Here is an 11,531-nt window from a genome sequence, read left to right as displayed (position 1 = left end):
CACCAGCGTCAATCGAGAGCAGCGCCTTGTAAGCACTGCCCTTGATTGATAGCCTCTCGGTCTAGTCTGCAACCCATGCCATGCATTCATGTTTCGGCAGCAGAATGAGTGAGTATGGCGGCACGTGTGATCCCTGTTTTCTCCCTGATTCCACAGTCCAGAATGAAACCTGTTCTGGCGGTTGCCTTGGCCGCAATCGGGTTCACCTTGTTCGCTGCCGCCTTTTCAGCCGCAGCGGCGGAGGAAGCGCCGGAGAAAGTGCCGTCCCGGGAAATGGTGTTTTCCATTGTCCGGACGAGCAATACGGCCTGTGAGCCGGATTGCCCGGAGTGGATAGCGGCCGATGGCGACATTACGGACAAGACCGCAAAGGCGTTCGAGACCATTCTCAAGACGCTAGGCGAGCGGAAGCTTCCATTGCTGGTCAATTCGTACGGCGGCAGAGTGGACGTCGCGATGACAATGGGCCGTTTGATCCGTGATCGTAAAATGACGGTCGAAGTTGCGCGGACGGATTATCCGCGCTGCGAGCCCTGGGACGATAAATGTGAGCCTGATTTCGAAGACGGCACCTTTTACGGATACGGCAATGCCACGTTCGGCGTGTGCAATTCAGCCTGTCCCATATTGCTTGGTGGTGGCGTCCGTCGCATTGCAAGTCCATTTGCCCGAGTGGGTGTTCATCAGATTGTGACAACCCGGGAAAAATTCCGGAGCAGATACAAGGTTTACAAGAAAACGCTCAGCAGTGGCGAGGTTGTCACCAAAAGGGAGCTGGTGGAGCGGAAAAAAATCGGGACGGTAAGATCAACAGAATTGCGAGACTCCCTTCGCAGCGAGTTGACCGAATATCTGTCCGCTATGGATGTAAAGCCAGCTTTGATTGATCTGATGCTGTCAACGCCTCCTGAGGACATCAGATATCTGAGCTTGGAGGAGCTGAAGAGCCTCGGTGTGGTTACCGAGATCAACGAGATCGAATCCCTCGTTGGCCATCGGATTTGCAAGAGCAGCCGCCGGCCGGAAAATTGCCTGGTGCGCTAATAAGCATTGAGTGGACGCGTTGTGCCGCGCTGATCGCGGCTTTGGCTACGGGAGGGGAAATTCCATGAAGTATCTGCGGCTTTATGCCGGTGACGATGGCGAAAGCCATGTCGAAGAATTGCAGGCGAAGTTCAACATGGCGGAATATGCTCCGCCTGCACCGGCATTCGGCGTGTCGGATCCGACCGATGCCAAGCGCTTCATCACGGTGCATTTTCCTCAAGGTTGGGACAGTGGCTTGCATCCGGCGCCGCGACGGCAACTCTTTGTCATGCTGTCCGGCGAGTTTCAGGGACAAGCCAGCGATGGCGCCCTGATGGATCTGCGTCCGGGCGACGTGATCCTGATGGAAGACACCACAGGCAAGGGGCATTCTGCGCGAACAATGGGCGGGAGCGAAGTCTACGCACTCATGGTTCACCTGGAGTAGGCGATTTCGGCATGGGGCTGCTTTGCCGCGCGTGTCGCAATTGGCGTATTGCGCGTCCGCTTTCATACCGGCATAGGTTTGGCATTCCGTTTCTATTCGTGGCCTAAGGTCGCGCGGGGAGGCGGGACTGATTGGGCAGAGGAACCAAAATCATGGCTGAGTTCAAATCCGATATCGAGATAGCCCGCGCGGCAACGAAGAAACCCATCCAGCAGATTGGCGAGAAGCTCGGCATCCCGCTTGAGGATCTGGTTCCCTACGGCCACGACAAGGCCAAGATTTCTGCCGATTTCATCGCCCGGCAGAAGGACAAGCCCAATGGCAAGCTTATCCTCGTGACCGCAATCAACCCGACACCTGCGGGCGAGGGCAAGACCACCACGACGGTGGGATTGGGCGACGGGCTCAACCGCATCGGCAAGAAGGCGATGATCTGCATCCGCGAAGCTTCGCTCGGGCCGAACTTCGGAATGAAGGGCGGTGCAGCCGGCGGCGGCATGGCGCAAGTTGTGCCGATGGAAGAGATGAACCTGCATTTCACCGGCGATTTTCACGCCATCACCAGCGCCCACAATCTGCTCTCGGCGATGATCGACAACCACATCTACTGGGGCAATGAGCTGGAAATCGACGCGCGCCGCATTGTCTGGCGCCGGGTGATGGACATGAACGACCGGGCGCTGCGCGACATCGTGGTCAATCTCGGTGGCGTCGCCAACGGCTTTCCGCGCCAGACCGGGTTCGACATCACCGTGGCATCGGAAGTCATGGCGATCCTCTGTCTTGCCAAGGATCTCGAGGATCTGCAGCAGCGGCTTGGTTCCATCGTAGTGGCCTATCGCCGTGACAAGACGCCTATCTACTGCCGCGACATCAAGGCCGATGGTGCAATGACGGTGCTGCTCAAGGAGGCGATGCAGCCCAATCTGGTGCAGACGCTGGAAAACAATCCGGCCTTTGTGCATGGCGGCCCGTTCGCCAACATTGCGCATGGCTGCAACTCGGTGGTGGCGACGACGACGGCTCTTAAGCTTGTCGATTTCGTGGTCACGGAAGCAGGCTTCGGGGCCGATCTGGGTGCGGAAAAATTCTTTGATATCAAGTGCCGCAAGGCCGGCCTGAAACCTGATGCAGCGGTGATCGTCGCCACAGTGCGCGCGATGAAGATGAACGGCGGCGTCAAGAAGGATGATCTTGGAACCGAGAGTGTCGACGCTGTCAAAGATGGCTGCACCAATCTTGGCCGGCATGTCGAGAACGTGAAGAAATTTGGTGTTCCGGTGGTGGTCGCGATCAACCATTTTGTCGCCGACACCGAGGCTGAAATCCAGGCGGTGAAGGATTATGTCGCCACACTCGGCGTTGAGGCCATCTTGTGCAGGCACTGGGCGCAGGGCTCGGCAGGGATCGAGGATCTCGCCCACAAGGTGGTCGAGCTGGCTGAATCGGGAAGCGCGCAATTCGCGCCGCTCTATCCCGACGAGATGCCGCTGATTGGCAAGATCGAAACAATCGCCAAGTCGATCTATCACGCAGGTGAGGTGGTTGCCGATAAATCGGTGCGGGAACAGCTCCGGCAGTGGGAAGCGCAGGGCTATGGCAAGCTGCCGATCTGCATGGCCAAGACCCAGTATTCATTCTCGACAGATCCCAATTTGCGCGGTGCGCCGTCGGATCACATAGTCTCAGTACGCGAAGTACGGCTGTCTGCGGGAGCGGGCTTTGTGGTCGTCATCACCGGCGAGATCATGACCATGCCGGGCCTGCCCAGAACCCCGTCTTCGGAAAAGATCTATCTCAACCAGGCTGGCCAGATAGAAGGACTGTTCTGATCTGTGCTGCTACATACCTGGCGTACAGGCGGCTTGCCTTCACTCGCAGAGCCGGTAGCCGCGTTTGCGCTTGATGACGTCGAGATGGAGATGATTTGAGTGGCTGGCATTGGTGCCAGGGCCGAGAACGGTGGTGAAGTGCAGACAGGCGCCGCCGCGCACGGCGCGCTGGAAGGCTTCCTCCACGGTTCCATCGCCGGCGCGCGGCGAGACCAGAATTGGATCATGCCCCTTGAATTCGAAACTCATGATATCGACGGCATTGCCGATCGCGTGCTCGGACATCTTCCCCGCCGAGGCGCTGTTGCGGCGGCGGCAGACATAGGTGGAGCCGTGATTGATCTGGGTGAGGGTGATCCTGTCGGGCATGGCTTCAGCGGCCGGGACTACCACTGAGTCAGTCCAGCGGGCGAGCTCGAGGGCTGTCTCACAGCGCAATTGCGAAGCGGGTGACAGCGTGACGCCTTTGACAATCTGATCAATGCTGTAGGGCGCCTCTATGCCGCAGCCGTTTTCGCCGCGCAACGGCTCTTCCCGCTTGAAGACTGAACCCAGTTTTCGCAGTTCTGCTTCGCATTGGACAAGCGCTGCTTCATCTGCTTTCGGAGCGGTGATACCCGGCAGTGGAGCAGGCTCTTGCGCCTTATCGGTTTCAGGCTCTGAAGATGCCGGCTCTTTCGGTTCCGTTTCTGGCTTTGCAGGAGTGCCAGCTTTAGGCTCAGGCTTCGTTGTTTCCGTATCTGGCTTCGCTTCGGGAACCGGAGCGCTTTTCTCGAGCGATGGCTGTGGACGAGGGTCTTCGACAGGAACTGGCCCTTTTTCGGGCAATTCGACGCCCATGAAGACAATCATCAGAACGGGCAGTGCAAGCAACCGGCGCATTCAATCAGTCCCTGAACTCTACGGTGACGCCTTCGGAGACCATGTGGGCCAGCTCCATGGCATCCCAGTTGGTCATGCGCACGCAACCGTGGCTGCTCGCCTTGTCGATCTTTGAAGGCTCGGGTGTTCCGTGAATGCCGTAGGTTGGCTCGGACAGGTCGATCCAGACATTGCCAACGGGGCCGTTGGGTCCTGGCGGCAGGGTGAGCGGCTCCTTGTTGTCGCCTTGTACAAAGTTCTTCGGGTTGTAGCTGTAGGTCGGATCGATGGCGACGGCGTTGACGGTGTGGATGCCTGTCGGGGAAGGAGTGCTCGAGCTGCCGATGGTGACCGGATAAATCGCGATCAGTGTCTGCGAAGCATCATAGGCCAGAAGCCGGGCTTCCGATTTGTCGGCGACGAGACTTGTGACCTCGGCCTGCTGATCCGTGCCAGGATCGGCAACGGAAATGGTTTCGCCCGGAGTGAAGGCTGCGCCGGGATTGAGCTCGGCCAGGAAATCCATATCCATGTGAAAGCGTTCGGCGAGCTTCTCCTGAACGCTGGTGAAGCCAATCTTGTCGAGCTTGGCGAGCTCGGCATAATCCTTGGGCAGATCCGCCGAGAGACCTGAATCGTCTTCTTCTGTGATGGTGTAGGATACGATGACTTCGCTACCCAATGCCTGCAGAGCGTCCCAGAGCTTTTGATCGATCAGGCCATCAACGGGAAGCTTGTTGACCTGTTCGAAGCCGCGGATCGCCTTTTCAACGTTATCGCCGGAATAGCCGTCGATGACGCCGGGTGATGCTCCGGCCCTGTCGAGCAGGATCTGAAGGTTTACTGCAAGCGGGCTCTGGCCTTCGGGCAATTGCTCGCCGACGAAGGTGGCGGAGTTGATGGACGCGGCATCCATTGTAGCGGAGTTTGCTTTGCTGAATGTCACCGCTGCGGCAAATGTTGCGGCTACAACTGCTAGAATAATCTGGATGCTGTCCATCGACGTCTCGCCCCGTTTCCGACTGTGACGGCGCCGTTTTGATTGCGCCGATTGGTGTGACAACGCACAAACTGCCGGAAAGATGCATCACGTCTCGGGCAGGCTTGAAATATTACTTTATCCTCCGCTTCGGGACTTAACCCTGCTGCACTCACGGTCGGCCGAAATCCCGGCTGACCTTGCCCCAGGCACAGTGCGGGAAATAGGGATAGCTGTCGGTGACGAAATAGACGAACTTGCCGTTCAGCGTTCCGCCATTGCATTGATCAAGCCTGCCCGATCCGCCGGTGTACTGCCAGTCTTGAACATAGGTACCATCGTGCTTGCCTCCCGGGCCGCTGTTTCGGTTGCCCGGTTTGAGCGTGTATCCGGATCTGGCTTTTGAGCCGACATAATGAATTTCAAAGCCGTCGGAGGCAAATCCGACCAGCGTCGAGTTCCTGCCCTTGAGAAATCCGGCCGGTTTGGCGTGGTAATGATAGAGCCCGCGGTTATCAACGTGGGCGTTGTTCTGATCAAGACCCAGCATCGAGCCTGCGCCCTTGCCGTCAAGCTTCCAGCCCGATGCGGGGTTTCGGCTGAACCCGCGCGGTGAGGACGGATCATAATAATCCGCGGTGCCTGGCCGGATCATGACTCCGTTGAGAGCAAAGCCGGTTGAGCCGCGCAATTGGGTTGCGTGTGATGTCTTCACCGGGTTTTCAGGAACACAAACCTCGATGAATTGCGCTGAAATCCTGTTCGGGTTTCCGGAGTTCGGGAATTTGCCGGTCGAATGGTCGGGCAGGCCGTTCGAGGTCATGCAGATATTGCCATGGCTTTTGGTGATCGCAACGGAACCCGAGGCGGATTGTGCCACGGCAGCGCTTGCGGCAATGCCGGCAAGGGTCACGCCGGTGATGAGGAGATATGAGAGCGGACGGTCCATCGAGTTCCCCTATGCTGTTGGTGTTCGTCAATCTGGACTAGTCGAGCATCACGTTTGCCACCTTTCCGCGGCATGACCGGCAAATTACAGATTTGTCATTTTCGCAATTTTGAACAATTTGGGAACGAAGCCGGGCTTTGCGGGTTAACGATTATTGGACAAAAGGGGCACCAGACTGCATGAACGACAGCTTGAATTTTGCAACTCTCAGAGACTGGCTGGCTCGTGGGGTGAAGACCGGCAACGCCCATCGCTTGCCGGTCGTCCTCTTCGGCATACTGACGCTCGGCGTTTTTCTTTTCATCCAGATCGCTGATGAAATGGCGGAAGGCGAGATACGGAAACTGGATGAGGCGCTGCTGCTGAGCATGCGGGTGGCGGGTGATCCGTCCACCACCTGGGGGCCGGCCTGGCTCCAGGAAACAGCAGTCGAGATCACCTCCATCGGTGGCTACCCGCTCATCACCTTGACATTTGCGGCTGTCGCCGGGTTCTTTATCGTCACCAGGCGCTATGGTGCTGCTGCCTATGCCGTCCTGTCGGTGGGCTCAGGCGCTTTGCTGAGCCAGACACTCAAGCAGTATTACGGTCGCCCAAGGCCCGATCTCATCGACCAGCTTGATACCGTCCATACCTTGAGTTTCCCCAGCGGTCATGCCCTGGTCACGACCGTCGCCTACCTGACGCTTGCTTCGCTGGTGACCGGGTTTGTTTCAGACGGCCGGGTGCGCGCTTACGTGATTTCGGTTGCTGTCTTTGTCGCCGTCATCGTTGGCGTCAGCCGTGTCTATCTCGGGGTGCACTGGCCGAGCGATGTCGCTGCCGGTTGGGCGCTGGGTGCGGCCTGGGCCAGTTTTTCCTGGCTGATCCTTCATTTCATCAATCATTACAAACGTGGGCAAACTGAACTGGAGCGCAATCCATGAGCCTCGATCCCTCCAAGCCAACAAGCTGGCGCGACTTTTTCAAGCCCTTCGCCCGGCTTGGTTACGGTGCACGGGGTATGGTGTATCTTGTGCTCGCCTTTTTCATTGGCACCGCAGCGCTGACGACTGGCAGCGGCGGCGATTCCAAGGATGCGGTGCGGTTCATCACCCAATCGACCGCGAGCGCAATCATAACCCCGCTGCTTGTTGTCAGTCTTGGCGGGTACAGCCTGTGGCGCCTGGTGCAGGCCATCTTCGACACAGATGATCACGGGTTCAAGCCGTCAGGTCTGGCGGTCCGCGCCGGGTTGCTGGGCTCTGCCGCCACCTACGTGTTTCTGGCACTTTATGCGTTCTCTTTGTGGTGGGGGAACACGATAGCTTCTGGCGACAGTGGTGGCAGTGACGGTTTTGCCAAGACCGCCGCAGCCTTTATTGGCGCGGGACCTGTCTCGCTGATCCTGAGCCTGATCTTCGCCATTGTTGGCGGTGCACATATCTACAAGGCGATCTCCGGCAAGTACCGAGATCATATTCAGGCTTCCGAAGCGGTTCTGCGCTGGATAGACTTGGCAGCCACCGGCGGCCTGATTGCCCGCGGGGTGATCTTTTTCATCATTGCCTATCTGCTGGTTCAACATGGCCTTGCCGGCGAACATAGTAAAGCGAGCCTTGCTGATGCGCTGAACTTCATTGCCGGGCTTCCCCTCGGATCCTGGCTGCTGGGCGCCACCGGAGCAGGATTTTTCCTGTTCTCGGTCTATTCCTTCTCGGAAGCTGTCTGGCGGCGGATCAATGTTGAAGATGCGTGAAGTATTCATCTCCACTTGAAGCAAGTCCCGGCGTGCGCTAAGAGCTTTGGCATGACGATGCACGTGGCACAGAACAATTGGTGGTGGGTTCGCTTCTAGGCGGCCTTGACCACGCATGCGCGTTAGAGATCAACAAGCCGCCAGGGACCTCAAGGTCCGGCGGCTTTTTCTTTGACCCGCCGGATGACGCAGGCCGGGCCGGTGCAAATGGAGTTTGAACATGGGCACGACGGTACTTTCGGATGACGCAGCGCAATACCAGACGCGCGGCGGGGTCTTGGTCACGCGGCGGCGTCGCGAAACGCCTTATCGAGATGCGATCTCGGGCTATATCGATGCGCTCGACAGCCGGCGCGGGGCGGTGTTTTCATCAAACTACGAGTATCCCGGACGCTACACCCGTTGGGATACGGCAATTGTCGATCCGCCGCTGGGGATTTCCTCACAGGGGCGGAAGCTTACCATCGAGGCCTATAATGGCCGTGGCGAAGCCCTGATTTCAATTCTTGCAGGCCGGCTTGAAGGCCATGCAGAGTTTGCGATCTCCGGGCAACATGCACGGACCATCGAAATAGATATCGCCGAACCCGACCGGGTGTTTTCCGAAGAAGAGCGCTCTCGCGCGCCAACCGTATTTTCTGTGCTCAGGCACATTGTCGGCCTGTTTCACTCATCCGAGGATGGCAATATCGGGTTTTACGGTGCGTTTGGCTACGATCTGGCGTTCCAGTTCGACTCGGTTCCGCAGAAGATTGTGCGCCGTGACGACCAGCGTGATCTGATGGTGTTTCTGCCTGATGAAATTCTCGTGGTTGACCACCATGCGGCAAAGGCCTGGATCGACCGCTATGATTTCAGCCTTGATGGCGTGACCACCGAGGGCCGGGACGCGAGTATCGCGCCGGAGCCGTTCAAGCCTTCCGACGGGAATCCTCCGCGCGGTGACCATACCCCGGGTGAATATGCGGAACTGGTCAAGCGCGCCAAGGACAGTTTCCGGCGCGGGGATCTGTTCGAAGTGGTGCCGGGCCAGACGTTCTTCGAGCGCTGTGAAGCGCGTCCGTCAGAAATCAGCCGGCGGCTAAAGGCGATCAATCCGTCGCCCTATTCGTTCTTCATCAATCTGGGCAACCAGGAATATCTGGTCGGCGCATCGCCGGAAATGTTCGTGCGGGTCAACGGCAGGCGGATCGAGACCTGTCCGATCTCCGGCACCATCAAGCGCGGCGATGATGCGATCTCGGATTCCGAACAGATCCTCAAACTGCTGAATTCGAAGAAAGACGAGTCCGAACTGACGATGTGTTCGGATGTCGACCGCAATGACAAGAGCCGGGTCTGTGAGCCGGGGTCGGTCAAGGTGATCGGCAGGCGTCAGATCGAGATGTATTCGCGGCTGATCCACACCGTCGACCATATTGAGGGCCGGTTGCGCGACGGCATGGATGCATTCGACGGTTTCCTGAGCCACGCCTGGGCGGTGACGGTGACCGGCGCGCCCAAACTCTGGGCAATGCGATTTCTCGAAAACAACGAGAAAAGCCCCCGCGTCTGGTATGGCGGGGCTGTCGGCATGGTCAGTTTCAATGGCGATATGAACACCGGCATGACGCTTCGGACCATCCGTATCAAGGACGGCATTGCGGAAGTGCGTGTCGGAGCGACGCTGTTGTATGATTCCAATCCCGAGGAAGAAGAAGCCGAAACGGAATTGAAGGCCTCGGCGATGCTGTCGGCGATCCGCGATGCGCGGCTCGGCAATGCAGGAACCCAGGGAAGGCAAACCGCGAAAGTCGGCGAGGGGGTCTCAATCCTGCTGGTTGACCATGAGGATTCCTTTGTTCACACGCTGGCCAATTATTTCCGCCAGACCGGGGCCAAGGTCACAACAGTGCGCTCGCCGGTTGCCGACGATGTCTTCGACCGTGTGTCGCCGGATCTGGTGGTGCTGTCGCCCGGACCGGGAAGCCCAAAGGATTTTGATTGTGCCGCCACGATCAAGAAGATCCGCGCCCGCGAGCTGCCGGTGTTTGGCGTCTGTCTGGGATTGCAGGCGCTGGCCGAGAGTTTTGGCGGCACCTTGCGGGAACTGGCTATTCCGGTTCACGGCAAGCCATCGCGGATCCGGGTGCAGCCAAACGGGATTATTTTCTCGGGCCTCGCAAAGGAGGTTACCGTCGGGCGCTATCATTCCATTTTTGCCGATTATGCCTCATTGCCAAAGGAATTCCGTGTTACTGCGGAAACCGATGACGGGGTGATCATGGCAATCGAGCACGAAACTCTGCCGATCGCAGGCGTGCAATTCCACCCCGAATCGATCATGACGCTGGGTCAGGACGCAGGAATGCGGATGATCGAGAATGTTGTTGCGCATCTGACGCGACAGAAGAAGGTCGAGGCAGGATGAGTGAGACGCTTGGCATCAAGAGGGGTCTGGTTGCCGCAAGTCTCGCGGTATCGGCGCTTTGCGTCCTGTCGGGAGCCAATCCCGCTTCGGCTCAGTCTGACGACGGGGTAAAGCAGGGCCGTGAGCTGGTCGAGGTCAATTGCGGCGGCTGTCATGGCGTAGGCAAGGCGGATGCCAGTCCGCACGAGGGCGCTCCGCCGTTCCGCGACCTGTCAGACCGCTTTCCGATAGATGCGCTTGAGGAAGCCTTTGCCGATGGCCGCATCTATTCAGGCCATCCCGACATGCCCGAATTCATCGCTACGCCGGAGCAGGTGGAAGCGATCATCGCCTATATCGCTTCGCTGCAGGGCTAGGCCCGATGCCGCACGCTTCCAAGACCGTCCGCCAACTGGCCTTCTGGTCCATCCCTCTGGCGTTTGGAGTGATGGGACTGAAATTCGTCGCCTGGCATTTAACCGGCTCGATCGCGCTCTATTCCGATGCGCTTGAATCCATCGTCAACGTGATCGCCGCGCTGGCGGCGTTCTTTGCCATTGGTTACGCCCAGAAACCGGCTGACACCGATCACCCCTATGGTCACCACAAGGCGGAGTATTTTTCCGCCGTGCTGGAAGGCGTGCTTATTGTCGTGGCAGCGTTGTTGATCGTGCATGAAGCGGCCGGCGGGCTCCTGGCGCCGCAACGGATCGAAGCGCCAGCGCTTGGTTTGGCTGTCAATGCGAGTGCCGCGCTTGTCAACGGGATCTGGGCGGCAGTTCTGTTGCGGTTTGGCCGTCGGCATCGATCCCCGGCACTGCAGGCAGATGGTCATCACATCCTGTCAGATGTGGTCACGTCGGTAGGCGTGATCCTTGGGCTGGGTCTGGCGCTTGCGCTGGATCAGCCGCGTCTCGATCCGCTGCTGGCGATCATTGTCGCAATGAACGTTCTGTGGCAGGGCTGGAAGGTGATCTCGTCCTCCGTCAACGGGTTGATGGACCGGGCGGTCGATCCTGCCGACGAACTGCGCATCCAGACCATCATCAAGGCCGAGGCCCAAGGCGCTATCGAAGCGCACGATATCCGGACCCGCATGGCTGGCCGGGTGTCGTTCGTCGAGTTTCACCTGGTGGTGGACGGCAACATGAGTGTTGAGGAATCACACCGGATTTGCGACCGGCTCGAGTCAGCACTCCGCAATGGGGTCGAAGGCATTCGGGTGATCATCCATGTGGAACCCAGTCACAAGGCCAAGGACGAAGGCGTTCTGTTGACCTGAGAATAGAGCGGGCCGGTTGTGATCAGC

The 11,531-nt window shown here is 58.4% G+C and carries 11 protein-coding genes; 8 read left to right on the top strand and 3 right to left on the bottom strand.

Annotated elements, in window-relative coordinates; all coding sequences use genetic code 11:
• The first annotated feature begins 114 nt into the window (after nt 1-114).
• From WNZ14_RS20040 to WNZ14_RS20030, 3 genes are all read left to right on the top strand, one after another.
• Entirely contained in the window at nt 115-1,044 is a 930-nt protein-coding gene (locus WNZ14_RS20040; protein ID WP_342870451.1) for a hypothetical protein, read from the top strand.
• Nucleotides 1,045-1,108: 64 nt separating this feature from the next.
• On the top strand, nt 1,109-1,474 hold the full coding sequence (locus WNZ14_RS20035; RefSeq protein ID WP_342870450.1) for a hypothetical protein: 366 nt from the start codon (nt 1,109-1,111) through the stop codon (nt 1,472-1,474).
• Nucleotides 1,475-1,626: 152 nt separating this feature from the next.
• A complete protein-coding gene (locus WNZ14_RS20030; RefSeq protein WP_342870449.1) occupies nt 1,627-3,306 on the top strand; it encodes a formate--tetrahydrofolate ligase in 1,680 nt (559 codons plus the stop codon).
• A gap of 39 nt (nt 3,307-3,345) precedes the next feature.
• Here the strand turns inward: WNZ14_RS20030 and WNZ14_RS20025 are convergent, their stop codons facing one another.
• The 3 genes from WNZ14_RS20025 to WNZ14_RS20015 form a co-directional block, all read right to left on the bottom strand.
• Nucleotides 3,346-4,188 (bottom strand): extensin family protein, encoded by an 843-nt coding sequence (locus tag WNZ14_RS20025; protein ID WP_342870448.1) that lies wholly within the window; start codon nt 4,186-4,188, stop codon nt 3,346-3,348.
• Between the two features lie 4 nt (nt 4,189-4,192).
• On the bottom strand, nt 4,193-5,083 hold the full coding sequence (locus WNZ14_RS20020; RefSeq protein WP_342870447.1) for a L,D-transpeptidase: 891 nt from the start codon (nt 5,081-5,083) through the stop codon (nt 4,193-4,195).
• Nucleotides 5,084-5,318: 235 nt separating this feature from the next.
• Nucleotides 5,319-6,095, bottom strand: coding sequence for a YHYH protein (locus tag WNZ14_RS20015; RefSeq protein WP_342870446.1), 777 nt, complete (start codon nt 6,093-6,095; stop codon nt 5,319-5,321).
• A 179-nt stretch (nt 6,096-6,274) separates the two neighbouring features.
• Here WNZ14_RS20015 and WNZ14_RS20010 point away from each other — a divergent pair, with 179 nt between their 5' ends.
• From WNZ14_RS20010 to WNZ14_RS19990, 5 genes are all read left to right on the top strand, one after another.
• Nucleotides 6,275-7,021, top strand: a complete 747-nt coding sequence (locus WNZ14_RS20010; RefSeq protein ID WP_342870445.1) for a phosphatase PAP2 family protein — start codon at nt 6,275-6,277, stop codon at nt 7,019-7,021.
• A complete protein-coding gene (locus tag WNZ14_RS20005) occupies nt 7,018-7,833 on the top strand; it encodes a DUF1206 domain-containing protein (RefSeq protein ID WP_342870444.1) in 816 nt (271 codons plus the stop codon). Before WNZ14_RS20010 ends, WNZ14_RS20005 begins: the two co-directional genes overlap by 4 nt.
• Before the next feature lie 220 nt (nt 7,834-8,053).
• A complete protein-coding gene (locus WNZ14_RS20000; RefSeq protein ID WP_342870443.1) occupies nt 8,054-10,243 on the top strand; it encodes an anthranilate synthase in 2,190 nt (729 codons plus the stop codon).
• Nucleotides 10,240-10,599, top strand: coding sequence for a cytochrome c (locus tag WNZ14_RS19995; RefSeq protein WP_342870442.1), 360 nt, complete (start codon nt 10,240-10,242; stop codon nt 10,597-10,599). Before WNZ14_RS20000 ends, WNZ14_RS19995 begins: the two co-directional genes overlap by 4 nt.
• Nucleotides 10,600-10,604: 5 nt before the next feature.
• On the top strand, nt 10,605-11,504 hold the full coding sequence (locus tag WNZ14_RS19990) for a cation diffusion facilitator family transporter (RefSeq protein ID WP_342870441.1): 900 nt from the start codon (nt 10,605-10,607) through the stop codon (nt 11,502-11,504).
• The last annotated feature ends 27 nt before the right edge of the window (nt 11,505-11,531 follow it).

The organism is Hoeflea sp. AS60, assembly GCF_038900115.1.
In the GTDB taxonomy this organism is placed as follows: domain Bacteria; phylum Pseudomonadota; class Alphaproteobacteria; order Rhizobiales; family Rhizobiaceae; genus Hoeflea.
This window is presented reverse-complemented; position numbering and strand designations above follow the sequence as displayed.